The sequence below is a fragment of the Martelella sp. FLE1502 genome (assembly GCF_053484255.1).
Window position 1 is genome coordinate 25,390 of record NZ_JBAKFQ010000009.1, and the last position, 15,190, is coordinate 40,579.

Here is a 15,190-nt window from a genome sequence, read left to right on the forward strand (position 1 = left end):
ATGGTGGACATCGTCAACAGACCCTACGCCACGGCGTTCGAAACCTTCGCCACCGCGCGGCCCGAGGTGATGTGCCTTTCGGCCGACCTCACCTCGTCCTGCGAGGTCGACGGCTTTCGCGACCGACATCCAGACCAGTTCCTGTCCATGGGCATGGCCGAGCAGAACATGCTTTCCTTCGCCGGCGGGTTGGCCATGCAGGGCTACCGGCCCTTCATCCACACCTTCGCGGTGTTCCTCTATCGCCGCCCCTATGACCAGCTCATCAATTCGATCGCCTATTCCAATCGCAAGGTGCGGATGATGGGCTTTCTGCCCGGCATCACCACGCCCGGCGGCATCACCCATCAGGCGATCGAGGATATCGCCGTGATGCGCGCGATCCCCAATATGACGGTGCTGGAAACCGGCGACGCGACCGAGGTGGAAACCGTGCTTGAGGTTGCCGACAGCATTGACGGCCCGGTTTATGTGCGGGTGCTGCGCGGCCAGGTGCCGCGGTTGTTTTCGACCCCGTTCGCATTCAACAAGCTGCGTACGCTCAGCAAGGGCGACGATGTGCTCGTGCTGACATCCGGCGTGTGCACCGAGGAGGCGCTGCGGGCCACGGCGGCGCTTTCGGAAAAAGGCGTCGGCGTCCATCACCTCCATGCCTCGACGCTTAAACCGTTCGACCGCGACACCTTCATCGAGGCCGCGCGCGGCAAGAAGGGTGTGGTGACGCTCGAAAACCACATCATCACCGGTGGGCTTGGCACGATTGCGGCGGAAATCATTGCCGAGGAAGGGCTTGGCGTGAAGCTTCGCCGCCTCGGCCTCAACGACACTTTTGCCCATGGCGCTTCCAAGCCTTATCTGATGAAGAAATACGGGCTTGATGCCATCGCCCTGGTGCGCGCAATCGAGGATGTGCTCGACCACGAGCTCGACATCACCGACGATGCGCTTGAGGCCGTCCGCCTCGATGCGGTGCATTCGGCTGAAAAGGCGGAGGCGCTTTGATGGCGGAGCGCTTTTCCGCAGGCTACCTGCTCTCCGACGCCGATTACGAGACGGCGAAACAGCGCGCGCTCAACATCACGGTCGAGCAGACCGTCGAGATTCCGCGCGATATCGTGCCCGCCGGCTATGTCGAGGATGAAATTCTCGGCCGGCTGGAGGGGCTCGAGGCGGCCGATGGTGGCTATGTTGCCGAGATTTCCTACAGTTTCGACGATGCCGGTGGCGATTTCCTGCAGCTTCTGAACGTGCTGTTCGGCAATTCCTCGATCCTTTCGAAGACCCGGCTTGTCTGGATGAAACCCTGCGCGGGGCTTGAGGCGATCACACCCGGCCCGCGTTTCGGCCGTGCGGGGCTTTACGATCTCGCCGGCGTTTCCGGCGGACCGCTGCTGATGTCGGCGATCAAGCCCGTCGGGCTTTCGACGGCGGAACTGGCGCGGCTTGCGGGCGATTTCGCGCGCGGTGGTATGAACTTCGTCAAGGACGATCACGGCCTTGTCGACCAGAAGACCTCACCCTTCTCCGAACGGCTTTCCGCCTGCGTCGAGGCGATCGGCGAGGCCAATGCGAAAACCGGTTGCAACACCCGGTTCATTCCCAACATCACCGCGCAACGCGGCCAGACAATCGAACGGGCCTACGAGGCGAAGGAAAAGGGCGCGGGCGGCGTGATGCTGGCTCCGGCGCTTGCCGGCTACGATGTCGCGCTGCAACTGGCGGCCGACCCTGATTTCGGCCTGCCGGTGATCTCGCACCCGGCCTTTTCCGGCGCCAATGTCGTGGGCGGCGACTGCGGTTTTTCCCACCGCTTCTATTACGGAACGCTGCAGCGGCTGATGGGCGTGGATGCTGCGGTCTACCCCAATTTCGGCGGCCGCTTCGGCTTTTCGCGGGAGGAATGCCTGTCGATTGTCGATGGCTGCGCTGCGGAATTTTCGACGCTGAAGCCGATCCTGCCCGCCCCCGGCGGCGGCATGACATTCGAACGCGTGCCGGAAATGAAGACGGCCTATGGTCGGGACGTCATCTATCTGATCGGCGGCGCGCTGATCCGCGAACGGGAAACACTGGTGGATGCCTGCAGACGCCTAGGCGAAACGGTCAGGGCGGGGTAGGAGGCCCTTCTTGCGGCGCGGGAGCGAAGCGGGCAAATTCACTTTTTTCACCCGACATGGATAATGTCCAGACCACGATGAGACACTGATGCTGATCCGACCGAGCGACCGCATTCTCCACAAAGCCGCCTGGCTCTACTACACCCATGGCCTGCGCCAGGATGAGGTGGCGAAACAGCTCGACATATCGCGCGCCTCGGTCGCCATGTATCTGCGTCGCGCCCGCGAAATGGGCATCGTCACCATCTCCACCTCGACCGAGCTTTTCGCCGATGACGTTCTGGCGCGGGAGATGGAGGATGCGTTGGGCCTGGACGCGGTCTGGATCGTCCCCGAGGACCGTCAGGCGCTCGACCCGGAGACCGAAATGCCGGTCGTGGCCGCGGCGGTGTTCCAGGGGCTGATCAACAAGGGCGACAAGGTTGGCGTTGCCTGGGGGCGGACCGTCTATCACATCGCCGACGCCATGCCGTTCGCCGATCTGCAGGGCGTGACCGTGATCCAGCTCTGCGGCAATCTCGGCGCGCCGTATAACTACCGCCCGGACCAGTGCACCACCGAAATTGCCCGTCGGCTGAATGCCGAGGGCATCAATTTCTACGCGCCGCTGGTGCTGAGCACCGAGGCGCTGTGCGCCCAGTTGCGCGATGAGGAGATCATTCACCAGCAGATGGCGATGATCGGCAAATGCGATCTGGTGCTTTACTCGGTCGGCGGCATTGCGCCCGACAGCCATCTGGTGAAATGCGGCGCGCTTTCCGCCGCCGAAATCGAGACGCTTGGCGAACAGGGCGCGGCCGGCGTGATCGCCGGACAGGTGATCGACCGCGATGGCGCGATCATGGATTGCGAGCACAATCGCCGCTGCATCTCCGCCGATCTCGACACGGTGCGCCAGATTCCCAAGCGGCTGATGGTGGTGCAGGAGGCCGAGAAATTCGAGGCGCTGAAGGCAGCGCTTCGGGGCGGCTTCGTGTCTCACCTGGTTGTGACGCGGTCCATGGCCGAACAGCTTATGGATGCCTGGAAAGCCTGAACGCCGACCACTGAACGAAGATTAAGAGAAAGACCGAAGCCAGTGGCTTCAGGGAGGATAATCGATGGAAAATCTGTGGCGCGATGACAAGGCGAAGGCGGCGGTCGAACGCTATGGCGCAAACGGCGTCAACGAAGACCTGGCGCTCTGCACCTACACCACGAGGCTTCTCGGCGGCGAGCCGCGTCTGGTGCTGCATGGCGGCGGCAATACTTCGGTGAAGACGGTCGCGACCGACCTCGTCGGCGAGCGTTTCGACGTGCTTTGCGTCAAGGGCAGCGGCTGGGACATGGGGATCATCGAGCCGGCAGGACTGCCGGCGGTCAAGCTCAACCCGCTCCTGAAGGCGCGCGCCTTCGACAGGCTTTCGGACGAAGACATGGTCACGCTCCAGCGCGCCAACCTGATCGACCCTGCCTCCCCCAACCCTTCCGTCGAAGCCCTGCTCCACGCCTTCCTGCCGCAGAAATTCGTCAACCACACCCATTCCACAGCGGTGCTGGCGATCGTTGACCAGGCCGAAAGCCGCCGGCTTGCCGATGCCGCGTTCGGTGACCGTTTCGCCTTCGTGCCCTACATCATGCCCGGCTTCGCGCTCGCCAAGGCGTCGGCCGAGGCGTTCGAGGCAAAGCCGGATGCCGACGCCCTGATCCTCGACAAGCACGGCATCTTCACCTTCGCCGAGACCGCGAAGGAGGCCTACGACCTGATGATCGACTATGTCTCGCGCGCCGAAGATTATGTCCGGCGCGAGGGCAAGCCGGCCTTCCACGCCGTCAGCCTGCCGGACGGGCTCGCCGACGCGGACATGATTGCACCGATCCTGCGCGGCGCGGTGGCCATCAGGGAGAAGGGCAAGCGCTTCGGGCGCATGGTCAACGACTTCCGCACCTCGCCCGCAATCATGGAATTGGTGAACGCCGAGGAGCTTTCCGATATGGCCGGGCGCGGCGTCTCCACGCCAGATCTCTCGATCCGCATCAAGACCGGGCCGAGTGTTCTGCCGGCCCCGATAGCGGACGATCTTGAGGGCTTTGCCGCCGCGACGGCTGGTGCGGTGGAGCGCTATGCCGAGGCTTACACGAAATATTTCAACGAAAACAACGACCGCGACGACGTCAACCGGACCATGCTCGACGCCATGCCGCGTCTGACGCTGGTGCCGGGCGTCGGCCTTTTCGGCCACGGCCGCACCGCCAAGGAGGCAAAGATCGCCGCCGATCTCGGCGAAATGTGGATCGAGGCGGCGCGCGACGCTGAAATGGTGGGCCGGTTCGAGCCGGTCAGCCGTCCAGAGCTTTTCGAGCTAGAATACTGGTCACTGGAGCAAGCCAAGCTTGCCGGCAACAAGCCGAAACCGCTGACCGGTCAGGTGGCCCTCGTCACCGGCGGCGGCGGCGCGATCGGCGCGGCCGTTGCCCGGAAGTTCGCAGCGGAAGGCGCGCATGTGGTGGTTGCCGATCTCGATGGCGCGCGGGCCGAAGAGGTCGCGCGCGCGGCCGGCAATGGCGCGATCGGCGTGGCGATGGATGTCACCGATCCGGCCTCGGTGAAGTCCGGATTTGCAGCCGCGGTATCCCGCTTCGGCGGGGTCGACATCGTGGTCTCGAACGCAGGCGCCGCCTTCCAGGGGCCGATCGCGACGCTTGACGACGCGGTGCTGCGCAAGAGCTTTGAGCTGAACTTCTTCGCCCATCAGAGCGTGGCGCAGGAGGCCGTGCGCATCATGCGCGCGCAGGGCACCGGCGGCGCGCTGTTGTTCAACGCCAGCAAGCAGGCGGTCAATCCCGGCGCGAATTTCGGCGCCTACGGGCTTTCCAAGGCGGCAACCCTGTTCCTGTCACGCCAGTATGCGCTGGAGCACGGCAAGGACGGCATCCGCTCCAACGCCGTCAATGCCGACCGCATCCGCTCCGGCCTGCTCGACGACGCCATGATTGAAAGCCGGGCCGCCGCGCGCGGTCTCTCGGTAGAGGAATATATGGGCGGCAACCTGCTGCACCGCGAAGTTACCGCCGAGGACGTGGCCCGCGCCTTCTTCGATCTCGCATGCGCCGAAAGCACAACCGCCAATGTCACCACCGTCGACGGCGGCAATATCGCGGCGGCGCTGCGCTGAATTGTAGAAACCAACAGACAAAGGGCAAGCGCGCCCACGCGAGTGCTCATGCCGGCCTACCCCAGGACGTAGACATAGGCATAGGCGTAAGCGCATTCGGCGTTGATCGGCCCCGTCACGGGTTGCGCGCTGCCGCCAAAGGCTTTCGAGACCGGGGCGGCGGCAATTGTCGCTAACGAGGCAGCGAGCAGTGCGCGGCGTGTCAATGGGAACTGTCCGCGCCTTTGCACGGCGATGGGATCTTCGTGATCGTCAGTCATGCTCACTCCGGTAAAGGGTGTACCCTGCCGGGCAATCAAAGCCGGCGGCTTCGGCTGCTCGGCAGGACAACCCCAATGTCTGGTCAAAAGGGGTTGCGAGGATCGGCCAGCAGCGCCGGATCCGGGACAACCGATTTGCTCGCCACATTTGCCAGCATCTGATGCGCCATGTGGAAACCGAAATCTTCGGAGATCGCCTTCTTCCAATGTCGCGACAGGATATTGTGGGTCGCCCAGCGCGTGTAGCGCGGCCGTTTCATCATGTAGCGGGCGAGGTCCCAGGCCCTGTCGAGAAGCGCGTCCCGCGGAAAGATCTCGTTGACGAGACCGAGTTCGAGCGCCATTGGCGCCGGAATGGATTTCGACGCGTAGATAGAATAGGCCGCGCGCTTTGGCCCCATCAGGGCTTGCAGCGCCATGCCCTGCCCGTCGCCCGGAGGGCTTCCCAACCAGAAGTGGGGGTCCATGAAATCCGCGTCCGGGGCTGAAAAGGTGACGTCGGACAAAAGCGCGAATTCCGTGTGGACGCCGGGCCCATTGACGGCCGCGATGGTGGGCATGTCGATGCCGTAGATGAAGTTTTCGATATGCTTCCACCCGTCCATCATCCGCTGGTAGATGTGGTCCGGGTCCAGCTCCGACGCCGGTTTCGGATTGAGCCCTTTCGGATCGCCCATCATCCATTTGTCACCCGTGCCGGTCAGGATCAGCACCTGGTTCTCGGGATCGTTGCCGACATCCTGCCAGACGCGCGCCCAGGCGTTGTGGGCGGCGTGGGTATGTCTGTAGGGGCCGTCGTCGGTGTGCATGCACAGCTCGATGATGCCGCCTTCGCGCCGCATCCTGAAGAAGCGCTCGTAGCGCTTCGCATAGTCATCGAACGATGTCGGTGCGGCATAGCCCGTCCATTCCGCGCTCGGATCCCAGGTCATGAGCACTGCCTCCAGTAATGGGTGGCGGACGCTGCGATTGAGTTGGGCGCGAGGATGTCGGCCGTCAGCGAAGTCGACCGGCCTCTTGCCCGTGATGTGCGATTGTCGGTTCTCATAAAATCTGCTCTCGTTTCAATGCCGCCGCAGCTTGCGGCGATGGTTCGCGCGCAAAGATGGAACGGAAGAATTGCGGGGACATTACGGGCCGCGCCATGGATGCGGGCGGATTCCCCTGTCAGCGCAATTTTTTTTCGGGGCCTTAGGACCACTCTTAAAGCCTAAAGCCGCATTGTTACCCTGGTGCCGCTGGAGCTGCTTTCGATGCCGACATGCCCGCCATGTCTTTCGACGATCTGCTTTACCAGGCTCAATCCAAGGCCTGCGCCGCGGCTGTTCGGAACCACGCGATAGAAAGGCTCGAACACCAGGTCCTGATGATCCGCCGCTATGCCGGGGCCTTCATCGCTCACGCTGATTTCGCCGTCCGCCAATGCTGAAACCGTGATTGCCCCATGACCGCCGCCGTGCTCAATGGCGTTGCGGATGAGATTGCCGATCGCGCGGCGCAGGGCGGCGCTGTCGCCTTTGCGCTCGACGGGCATGTCGCCGCCATGAAACGAAATCTCGTAACCCGCCGCGATGGCGAGCGGTGCGAGATCCGCCACCGCTATGCGCGCGATATCAACGAGATCCACCGTTTCGGCAAGATCGATCGTCTGGCCGCCGCGCTCGAAATCGAGAAGCTGCTCCGCCATCTCCGCCAGGCGCGCGACATCATCCAGCAATCGCCTGCGCTCCGGCCCTTCGGACAGGCCCTCGATGCGCGTCTGCATGATGGCGATCGGCGTCCTGAGTTCATGCGCCGCGTCGATCAGGAAACGCTGGCGTTTCCTGAACTCGTTTTCGATACGCTCGAGCGCGCCGTTGAATGCCACGACGAGAGGCGCAACCTCCTTGGGAATGCCGGCTACAGGCAGCCGGTCCCCACGCTGCTGCAGCTCGATCTGCGATGCCATGTCAGCGACGTCGCTGACGCGCGCGATCGCACGCCCGACGATGCGGGGAACCGCAAGAAAGATGGCCGGCAGCGCGATTGCGAGAAGCGAGAGGTAGATCGGATAGGCCTCCGCGAGGATTGCAAGAACAGGCCAGCCTTTGCCGGCGGCACCGCCAAACAGGATCCTGACGTCGCCGATCGGCGTCGCGACGTCCTCGATCGAAGCGATTTCACGCACACCGCTTGCCCCGCGAATATCAGCCGAATGAAACAGGCTCACGAGCGGCGCGATGGCGGCATAGGTGGCGGGGACGGTTCCATGGGAGACGGAATCGCCGTCGGTTGTGGCGACCACGAACCAGAGCCCGTCGTTGCGCGCGATCAATGAACGAAGGGCCGGCGTATCTTCAAGCGCGAGATCGCCCTCACGATCGCGCTCAATCGCCTCCGCCACGGCGGATTTGACCGCTTGCTCCATGGCGATATTCGGCGAAAGCACCATCGTGGCATAGATGGAAAGCCCGACGATGACGACGGCAATGACGGCCGTGATCACGAGGCTGAGCTGCCAGCTCAATCGCCATCTGAGCGAGGGACTGGATTGGCGTCCGGCGCGCATCATCCTTCCCTCAGAAGATAGCCGACGCCCCGGATATTGTGGATCGTTACCCCGGCACCGGCGTCCGCCAGACGCTTTCGCAGCCTCGAAATATGGGCATCAAGAGCGTTGGATTGTATTTCCTCCTCGTAATTGTAGACCGCCTCCTCGAGCGTGGAGCGAAGAACGGTCTTTCCCTTCCGCCTGGCGAGCGCCTGAAGGACCAGAAGTTCACGCCGGGGAAGATCGAGCGGGACGGAACCCGCCATGACATCGAGATGCAGCGGATCGATGTGCAATCGCCCCACCCGGATAGTCTGTTCCTCGAGGGCTGGCGGTCGCCTGAGCAGGGCGCGCACCCGCGCCATCAGTTCCTCGATGAGAAACGGCTTTCCGAGGTAATCGTCCGCGCCGAGGTCCAGCCCCTCGACGCGCTCCATCGGTTCGTTTCTGGCCGTCAGCACGATGACGGGCGTACCGACCCCAGCCCGCCTCAGTTTCGGAATGAAGGTCAGGCCCTCGCCATCCGGCAAGCGCCTGTCCAGAAGAATGGCGTCGTATGTGTTTTGAAGCGTGAGCTCGAATGCATCCGCGAGATACACGGCATGGTCGATGACAACGCCGTGCTTGCCCAGCGCCGCCGCCAGCGCATTCGCCAACTCCCGTTCATCTTCAATCAGCAGGAGTCTCATCGCTTCTCCGGGTTCTGCGCAGCGGCAGTCTTGCCTGCCGAGATTGCAGCAGCATTACGGGGATAAAAGGGCTGCACGCTCCGGTAAGACGCTTTTGCCGAAGGCTGGTGCCGGACGACAGGTTCATGGCGGACAAATCATTCCGGCGGCGCAATCGTCCACCCCCGGAAATCGGCTTTTAAGGCTTCTATCTATTTGCTCTCGATCCGCCCCCCTGAACCGGTTTCGGTCTCGTTCTTTATCGTGCTCCAGGCCGGATCGTCCGGATAGAGCGCGGTCCTGAGATAGGCCCAGGTGATGCGCTGGATGGCGGCAACGCGTTCCGGGCTTTCGTCCGATGTTTCCGCAGCGTCATAGCCCGATATGCCGCCGAAAATGTGCCCGGCATCCCTCACGGTCAGGAGCGATTTGGGGCCCGGTGCAAGCCGGTAGGCATCAGCCCGCCAGTCCGCGCGCTCCGAGAACATCGGGTTGACGTCCTTGTCGCCCGTCACCACCAGACAAGGCGTCGTCATGAAGCTGAAGTCGCTGTTGACCAGGGCCGGATAGCGTTCGGCTATCGTTGCGGACGCACCGCTTCCGCTACCCGGCGGCGAGAACAGGACGGCCGCCTTTATTCGTGTCTCGGAGAGGTCCACGTCTTTGCCGTCTGCGGGATCTTTCACGCGCATGCCGGCCAGCATGGCGACGGTGTGCCCGCCCAGGGAATGCCCCACCGCGGCGATACGGTTCCTGTCGATACGTCCCGCAAGGCCGGGGACGGCGGTTTCGATCTCATCGAGATGATCGATGATGAAGCTCATGTCCCTCGGGCGCGATTTCCAGAACAACGGCCCCTCGGGACCGCTCGTATCGAGACCGAGGGTCTTGGAGTTCTGGTGCGTTGGAATGATCACCACGAAGCCATGGGAGGCATAAAAGTCGACCAGCGGGCCATAGCCTCGCATCGAGGCGATGAAATTCGAGGCGCCGTGGCCGTGAGACAGCAGGATCACCGGCAGCTTGTCCCCCGTCGCCGGGACGACGACCCGCATTTCGAGCGGCGCCTGGCGGCCCGGGACCTCGAAGGTCACGGGACTGAAGGAAAGGATGGGCGTCGCCATCGGTACCGGCGGCCTGTCCGGTTTTACGGTTGGTTCGGGCATGGTCTTGGTCTCCATTCGCGGGAATGATGTTTTGGGTGACAGACCTTCGTTCAGACCGAATCCAGAATATCCTGGATGAGACCGGCCTTCTGCAGGGGTTGCCATTGCAGCTTTTGTCTTGTCAGGACGCTGGAGGCCGGGACGTCCATCCGCGCAATCCGATCAAGCCAGCCGAAGTGGGATGCCGAGTCTTCTTCCGAAAGCGACCTCACCGGCACATCCAGCCGTTTGCCGATCGCTTCGGCGACGTCGCGGACTGTCACGCCTTCTTCGCTCACGGCATGGTAGCGCTCGCCGCTCGCACCATTTTTGAGGACGAGGCTGTAAAGCCGGGCGGCATCGAGCCGGTGAACCGCCGGCCAGCGGTTCTGTCCGTCGCCGACATAAGCCGAGACGCCGTGGGTGTGCGCATGGTCCATCAGGTAGGAGGCAAATCCCTGCCGGTTCCGATCGTGAACCTGCGGCATCCTGATCACCGATACGCGAACGCCGCTGTCAGTCAAAGCCATGGCGACCTGCTCCGATACGCGCGGCATGCCGTGAGCGCCGGGCGGCAGGATATCGGTCTCCGTCGAAACCTGACCCATGAGAGGCGGCAGACCCGACGTGACGATGAACCTTTTGCCCGATCCGGCAAGGGCGCTGCCCATCGCCTCGATCGCGAGGCGGTCCATCTCGCAGTTTTCCGCCATGCGGGAGAAATCATGATCGAAGGCCGTATGGATAACGGCATCAGTCTGCTCCGCGCCAAGACGCAGGCTCTCCAGGTCACGCAGATCGCCTTTCAGGACATCGCAACCGGCTTGCCGCAAGACTTCGGCAGACGGTTCAGACCGCGCAAGTCCCAGGACTTCGTGTCCGTCGTCGAGCAGGTTAGGCGCGAGCGCCGAACCGATGAAACCGGTCGCGCCGGTCAGAAAAATGCGCATTTCATATCCCTCGAATAAGTCCACTGGTTTCTCTGCTGGCTTTTTGAAGCCCGGCGGCGTATTAAGCGGAACAGTCTTCCGCCTATATACGGAACATTGTTCCGTTTAACAAGCGCGTATCGGAGAATTTCAGGAATCCATGGCTGGCAGATCGTCGGAACGGAGCGTGCGCGCGGATGCGCAGCGCAATATCGAGACACTGGTGCGCACCGCGCGGGACGTGTTCGCCACATCGGGGGTCGAGGCGCCGATGCGCGAGATCGCGGAAAAGGCGGGCGTCGGCGTCGGGACCATCTACCGCAACTTTCCGCAGCGCTCCGACCTGATTGCGGCGGTGTTTCGCAGTGAGGTCGACGCCTGCGCGGACGCCGCGACCTCTCTCACGCAAGCCTATCCTCCCGCAGAGGCGCTCGACCGCTGGTTGCAGCGCTTTGTCGACTTCATCGTTGCCAAGCGCGGGCTCGCCGCCGCGCTCCATTCGGGCGACCCGGCGTTCGAGGCCCTGCCGGCCTATTTCGACAGCCGGTTCGAGCCTGCTTTGCAAAAATTGCTCGATGCCGCCGTCGCTGCCGGAGAAATACGCCCCGACGCAAATCCGTATGATCTCTTGCGCGCGGTGGCGAGCCTGTGCATGCCGTCAAGCGACGGCAATCCAGCCGCCGCGCGCCGGCTGGTCGCGCTTCTGGTTGACGGGCTGCGTTACCGCGCGGCCGGTCCGCAAGGCGCTGCGGGTCCCTCACATGAGCCCGACGAAAGCAATTCCAGGTGAAGTGGACACCGGTTCACCGCCCGGAATTGCGTAAAAACAAAGAGATAGAGCCTTTTCTCGTTTCCGTGAAACGCGGAATGGCTCTAGTCGCCGGGCAACTCTTCTCAGGCAGCTTATACGCTCTGGTTTTCCGGGACCCCGCCGGGCCGCCTCAAGAGAATGGCGTCCGATATGATGTCGAACAGGTGATCCGCGGGCGGGACGAGCGGAGGCTGATCGGCAAGCCAGGCCAGGGCGCTGATCAATGCGAAGAGATCGTTACCATCCATGTCCTGCCGCGCCAGACCGTGCGGATCAGCGCAAATCGCTTTATTATCTGGGCAGCATAAAGCGCGTTAGATCGCAATCCCCCGATACCCTCAAATGGGCCTGAATCATTCCCACTCGATCGTGCCCGGCGGCTTTGAGGTTACGTCATAGACGACACGGTTGATGCCGCGGACCTCGTTGATGATGCGGGTGGCGGCCTTGCCGAGGAAGTTCATGTCGTAGTGGTAGAAATCGGCGGTCATGCCATCGACGGAAGTGACGGCGCGCAGTGCGCAGACATATTCATAGGTGCGGCCATCGCCCATCACGCCGACGGTCTGCACCGGCAGCAGCACGGCAAAGGCCTGCCAGATCACGTCGTAGAGGCCGTTTTTGCGGATTTCGTCGAGATAGATCGCGTCGGCCTCGCGCAGGATGTCGAGCTTTTCCTTCGTCACGCCGCCGGGGCAGCGGATCGCAAGGCCCGGCCCCGGGAACGGGTGGCGGCCGATGAAGCTATCCGGCAGGCCGAGTTCCTTGCCGAGCACGCGGACCTCGTCCTTGAACAGTTCGCGCAGCGGCTCCACCAGCTGCATATTCATCCGCTCAGGCAGGCCGCCGACATTGTGGTGCGACTTGATGGTGACCGAGGGGCCGCCGGAGAAGGAAACGCTTTCGATGACATCCGGATAGAGCGTCCCCTGCCCCAGGAAATCGGCGCCGCCGAGCTTCTTCGCCTCGTCCTCGAAGGTCTCGATGAAAAGACGCCCGATGATCTTGCGCTTGGTCTCCGGATCGGCGACGCCTTCGAGCTCACCAACGAACCTGTCGACCGCATCGACGTGAATGAGATGCAGATTGTAGTGCTCGCGGAACATCGCGACCACTTCATTGGCCTCGTTCTTGCGCATCAGCCCATGGTCGACGAGGATGCAGGTAAGCTGGTCGCCGACCGCCTCGTGGATCAGCAGCGCCGCGACGGAGCTATCGACGCCGCCGGAAAGAGCGCAGATAACCTTGCTGTCGCCGACCTGATCGCGGATCTTCTGGACCATCTCGGTGCGGTAGGCCGCCATCGACCAGTCCGACTTCAGGCCCACGATCTTGTGCACGAAATTGGCAAGCAGCTTGCCGCCGTCCGGCGTATGCACCACTTCCGGATGGAACATGGTGGTGTAGTAGCGTTTTTCCTCGTTCACACAGATCGCGAACGGGGCGTGCGGCGAAACGCCGATAATCTCGAAGCCCTCCGGCGCGCGGGTGACGCGATCGCCATGGCTCATCCACACCGGATATTTATGACCGACTTCCCAGATGCCCTCGAACAGCGGCGAGGCTTTCAGGATTTCGACATCGGCCCGGCCGAATTCCGCCGCATGACCGCCCTCGACCGAGCCGCCAAGCTGCACGCACATGGTCTGCTGGCCATAGCAGATCGCGAGGATCGGCACGCCGCTATCGAACACGGCCTGCGGCGCGCGCGGCGAGCCGTCGCGGGTAACAGAATCCGGACCGCCGGAGAAGATGACGCCCTTTGGCTGCAGCCGTTCGAACCCTTCTTCCGCCTTCTGGAACGGAACGATCTCGCAATAGACGCCGGTCTCGCGCACGCGGCGCGCGATCAGCTGCGTCACCTGGCTGCCGAAATCGATGATCAGGACGGAATCGGGATGGGAGGTTTCTGGGGTCACGGCTGGGGCCTTCCTGTCGGTGAAAGCTAAAAACCGGCCTTATAGGGGAATCGCGCCCGTTTCAATGGCGCTTTCCAGCCGATCGATGGCGACAGCCAGTTTTTCATCGATTATGTGCAGATATTGCGTCCAGTCATCGACATGCTTCAGTTCCGCCTTGCCATCGGAGATGCCGCGCAGCGCGACCAGCGGCAGATCGAAGGCTTGGGCTGCGCGCAGCAGCGCGAAGGTTTCCATATCCACCATGTCGGCGTCGATGGCATCATAGGCCGAACCGGAGACGATGTTGCCGCCGGTGGAAAGCCGCGCCTGCGGCAGACCGGGAATGAGGAAGGGCAACGCCACCTCAGCCGGCAGGTCGAGAAACGGCGTTAGGCCTTTCTCGAAGCCAAGCGGCGATGCATCCATGTCGCGATAGGAGACAGAGGAGGCCTGATAGATTTCAGTCTGTTCCAGCGTGGCGGAACCGGCGGAGCCGAGCGAGACCACGAGGTCGGGCAGACCGTCGCCGCCCTCCAGCGCGCCGAGCGTTCTCGTCAGCTGAACCGCCGCTTCCACCGGACCGACGCCGGTCATCAGCGGCGCGATCTGGCTCTTCAGCCTGTCGCCATATTCGAAGGCGGCGGCCATGACGAACAGCACGCGCTTGCCCGCGATCAATTCAATCCGCATCAGCCCTGAAATCCTTCCCGGTCGCGCAGCACCATGCAGGTGCCGGACATGGAGGCAATCAGCTTGGCGGGGCCATCACCGATCGCATAACCCCGTCCGTCGGTGACGATGATATTGGTGCCGGGCTTGGTGACCTCGCCGCGAAACAGGAACCGCCCGCCCCTGCCCGGCGACATCAGATTGACCTTGAACTCGATGGTGAGCAGCGCGGCATCGGTATCGATCATGGTATAGGCGGCATAGGTGCAGGCGGTCTCAAGCCCGGTCGCGATCACGCCGGCATGGAGGATGCCGTGCTGCTGGGTGAGCTTGGCATCGAAGGGCAGTTCGATCTCGACGACGCCGTGACTGATCCGCGTCAGCTCCGCGCCGAGCATCTCCATCGCGCCCTGGCTCGCGAAACTGTTCACGATCCGCGCGTGAAAATCGCCATGTTCGAAATCTGCCAATGCCCTGCCCTTACCGGAAACCGCCTTGCCAATGGGGTGAACCTGCCACGCCGCGGCGATTCCGACAAGCTCAGTTGAGGTAGATCAGCGCGGCGTTGAGCAGCGTCGCGAAGGCGACCCAGAGGGCGTAGGGGGCGAACAGGGTGGCCGAAAGGCGATCGGTATGGCGCGTGACGCCGATGAAGGCGAGGATGGCGAGCAGCAGGGCGATGATGACGATCAGCGCCGGGACCATCATTTGCGCGCCGAAGAACACAGGCATCCAGGCGATGTTCAGCACGAACTGCACGACCCAGAGGCCGAAGGCCCGGCCATTTTCCCGCCGTCGCAGAAAACTGCGAGCGCCGGCCCAACCGATGAAGACGTAGAGCACCGTCCAGACCGGGCCGAACAGCCAGTCGGGCGGATTGAAGGGCGGCTTGGCAAGCGAGGCATACCATTCGCCCGGCATATTGAGGAAGCCGGCCAGGAGACCGGCGGCAAGAACGCCGATGATGAAGATCGCGTGGATGGCTCTGGTGTTTTTCATGGCGGT

The 15,190-nt window shown here is 62.9% G+C and carries 16 protein-coding genes; 6 read left to right on the forward strand and 10 right to left on the reverse strand.

From position 1 onward, the window contains the following. The 4 genes from V6767_RS09745 (at window position 1) to V6767_RS09760 (ending at window position 5,272) form a co-directional block, all read left to right on the forward strand. Complete coding sequence (locus tag V6767_RS09745) at window positions 1-1,002, forward strand: transketolase family protein (RefSeq protein ID WP_448473300.1); 1,002 nt, start codon at window positions 1-3, stop codon at window positions 1,000-1,002. Next, window positions 1,002-2,117 (forward strand): RuBisCO large subunit C-terminal-like domain-containing protein, encoded by a 1,116-nt coding sequence (locus V6767_RS09750; protein WP_448473301.1) that lies wholly within the window; start codon window positions 1,002-1,004, stop codon window positions 2,115-2,117. Before V6767_RS09745 ends, V6767_RS09750 begins: the two co-directional genes overlap by 1 nt. Before the next feature lie 88 nt (window positions 2,118-2,205). Beyond that, the gene (locus V6767_RS09755) at window positions 2,206-3,153 is read left to right on the forward strand and encodes a sugar-binding transcriptional regulator (protein ID WP_448473302.1); all 948 of its coding nucleotides are present in this window, start codon (window positions 2,206-2,208) and stop codon (window positions 3,151-3,153) included. 64 nt (window positions 3,154-3,217) lie between these two features. Next, window positions 3,218-5,272 (forward strand): bifunctional aldolase/short-chain dehydrogenase, encoded by a 2,055-nt coding sequence (locus V6767_RS09760; RefSeq protein WP_448473303.1) that lies wholly within the window; start codon window positions 3,218-3,220, stop codon window positions 5,270-5,272. A 56-nt stretch (window positions 5,273-5,328) separates the two neighbouring features. Here the strand turns inward: V6767_RS09760 and V6767_RS09765 are convergent, their stop codons facing one another. From V6767_RS09765 to V6767_RS09790, 6 genes are all read right to left on the reverse strand, one after another. After that, window positions 5,329-5,532, reverse strand: coding sequence for a hypothetical protein (locus V6767_RS09765; protein ID WP_448473304.1), 204 nt, complete (start codon window positions 5,530-5,532; stop codon window positions 5,329-5,331). An 83-nt stretch (window positions 5,533-5,615) separates the two neighbouring features. Continuing rightward, window positions 5,616-6,464, reverse strand: a complete 849-nt coding sequence (locus V6767_RS09770; protein ID WP_448473305.1) for an enoyl-CoA hydratase/isomerase family protein — start codon at window positions 6,462-6,464, stop codon at window positions 5,616-5,618. A 278-nt stretch (window positions 6,465-6,742) separates the two neighbouring features. Continuing rightward, window positions 6,743-8,080 (reverse strand): sensor histidine kinase, encoded by a 1,338-nt coding sequence (locus V6767_RS09775; RefSeq protein WP_448473306.1) that lies wholly within the window; start codon window positions 8,078-8,080, stop codon window positions 6,743-6,745. Further along, window positions 8,080-8,751 carry a response regulator transcription factor gene (locus V6767_RS09780; RefSeq protein ID WP_448473307.1) on the reverse strand — a complete coding sequence of 224 codons (672 nt, stop codon included), beginning with the start codon at window positions 8,749-8,751 and terminating at the stop codon, window positions 8,080-8,082. Before V6767_RS09780 ends, V6767_RS09775 begins: the two co-directional genes overlap by 1 nt. A 191-nt stretch (window positions 8,752-8,942) precedes the next feature. Continuing rightward, window positions 8,943-9,896: an alpha/beta hydrolase family protein gene (locus tag V6767_RS09785; protein WP_448473308.1), complete on the reverse strand. Its 954-nt coding sequence runs from the start codon at window positions 9,894-9,896 to the stop codon at window positions 8,943-8,945. A 50-nt stretch (window positions 9,897-9,946) separates the two neighbouring features. Continuing rightward, window positions 9,947-10,825 carry an SDR family oxidoreductase gene (locus V6767_RS09790; RefSeq protein WP_448473309.1) on the reverse strand — a complete coding sequence of 293 codons (879 nt, stop codon included), beginning with the start codon at window positions 10,823-10,825 and terminating at the stop codon, window positions 9,947-9,949. 139 nt (window positions 10,826-10,964) lie between these two features. Here V6767_RS09790 and V6767_RS09795 point away from each other — a divergent pair, with 139 nt between their 5' ends. Together V6767_RS09795 and V6767_RS09800 are read left to right on the forward strand one after the other, a co-directional pair. Beyond that, entirely contained in the window at window positions 10,965-11,594 is a 630-nt protein-coding gene (locus tag V6767_RS09795; protein ID WP_448473310.1) for a TetR/AcrR family transcriptional regulator, read from the forward strand. Continuing rightward, window positions 11,591-11,923, forward strand: coding sequence for a hypothetical protein (locus V6767_RS09800; protein WP_448473311.1), 333 nt, complete (start codon window positions 11,591-11,593; stop codon window positions 11,921-11,923). The genes V6767_RS09795 and V6767_RS09800 overlap by 4 nt, the downstream gene beginning before the upstream one ends. 45 nt (window positions 11,924-11,968) lie before the next feature. Here V6767_RS09800 and guaA read toward each other — a convergent pair whose 3' ends face one another. From guaA to V6767_RS09820, 4 genes are all read right to left on the reverse strand, one after another. Further along, a complete protein-coding gene (guaA, locus tag V6767_RS09805) occupies window positions 11,969-13,534 on the reverse strand; it encodes a glutamine-hydrolyzing GMP synthase (RefSeq protein WP_448473312.1) in 1,566 nt (521 codons plus the stop codon). A 39-nt stretch (window positions 13,535-13,573) separates the two neighbouring features. Then, window positions 13,574-14,206, reverse strand: coding sequence for a 5'-methylthioadenosine/S-adenosylhomocysteine nucleosidase (locus V6767_RS09810; RefSeq protein WP_448473313.1), 633 nt, complete (start codon window positions 14,204-14,206; stop codon window positions 13,574-13,576). Beyond that, on the reverse strand, window positions 14,206-14,589 hold the full coding sequence (locus tag V6767_RS09815; RefSeq protein WP_448428766.1) for a PaaI family thioesterase: 384 nt from the start codon (window positions 14,587-14,589) through the stop codon (window positions 14,206-14,208). The genes V6767_RS09810 and V6767_RS09815 overlap by 1 nt, the downstream gene beginning before the upstream one ends. A gap of 136 nt (window positions 14,590-14,725) precedes the next feature. Next, window positions 14,726-15,184 carry a TspO/MBR family protein gene (locus V6767_RS09820; protein ID WP_448473314.1) on the reverse strand — a complete coding sequence of 153 codons (459 nt, stop codon included), beginning with the start codon at window positions 15,182-15,184 and terminating at the stop codon, window positions 14,726-14,728. Window positions 15,185-15,190: the final 6 nt, after the last annotated feature.

What these genes read in the sequence shown, in the direction of transcription:
- V6767_RS09765 (WP_448473304.1), bottom strand. Translation starts at nt 5,532, where the DNA reads ATGACTGACGATCACGAAGATCCCATCGCCGTGCAAAGGCGCGGACAG.
- V6767_RS09755 (WP_448473302.1), top strand. Translation starts at nt 2,206, where the DNA reads ATGCTGATCCGACCGAGCGACCGCATTCTCCACAAAGCCGCCTGGCTC.
- V6767_RS09785 (WP_448473308.1), bottom strand. Translation starts at nt 9,896, where the DNA reads ATGCCCGAACCAACCGTAAAACCGGACAGGCCGCCGGTACCGATGGCG.
- V6767_RS09810 (WP_448473313.1), bottom strand. Translation starts at nt 14,206, where the DNA reads ATGCGGATTGAATTGATCGCGGGCAAGCGCGTGCTGTTCGTCATGGCC.
- V6767_RS09780 (WP_448473307.1), bottom strand. Translation starts at nt 8,751, where the DNA reads ATGAGACTCCTGCTGATTGAAGATGAACGGGAGTTGGCGAATGCGCTG.
- V6767_RS09795 (WP_448473310.1), top strand. Translation starts at nt 10,965, where the DNA reads ATGGCTGGCAGATCGTCGGAACGGAGCGTGCGCGCGGATGCGCAGCGC.
- V6767_RS09815 (WP_448428766.1), bottom strand. Translation starts at nt 14,589, where the DNA reads ATGGAGATGCTCGGCGCGGAGCTGACGCGGATCAGTCACGGCGTCGTC.
- V6767_RS09760 (WP_448473303.1), top strand. Translation starts at nt 3,218, where the DNA reads ATGGAAAATCTGTGGCGCGATGACAAGGCGAAGGCGGCGGTCGAACGC.
- V6767_RS09775 (WP_448473306.1), bottom strand. Translation starts at nt 8,080, where the DNA reads ATGCGCGCCGGACGCCAATCCAGTCCCTCGCTCAGATGGCGATTGAGC.
- V6767_RS09745 (WP_448473300.1), top strand. Translation starts at nt 1, where the DNA reads ATGGTGGACATCGTCAACAGACCCTACGCCACGGCGTTCGAAACCTTC.
- V6767_RS09820 (WP_448473314.1), bottom strand. Translation starts at nt 15,184, where the DNA reads ATGAAAAACACCAGAGCCATCCACGCGATCTTCATCATCGGCGTTCTT.
- V6767_RS09750 (WP_448473301.1), top strand. Translation starts at nt 1,002, where the DNA reads ATGGCGGAGCGCTTTTCCGCAGGCTACCTGCTCTCCGACGCCGATTAC.
- V6767_RS09790 (WP_448473309.1), bottom strand. Translation starts at nt 10,825, where the DNA reads ATGCGCATTTTTCTGACCGGCGCGACCGGTTTCATCGGTTCGGCGCTC.
- V6767_RS09770 (WP_448473305.1), bottom strand. Translation starts at nt 6,464, where the DNA reads ATGACCTGGGATCCGAGCGCGGAATGGACGGGCTATGCCGCACCGACA.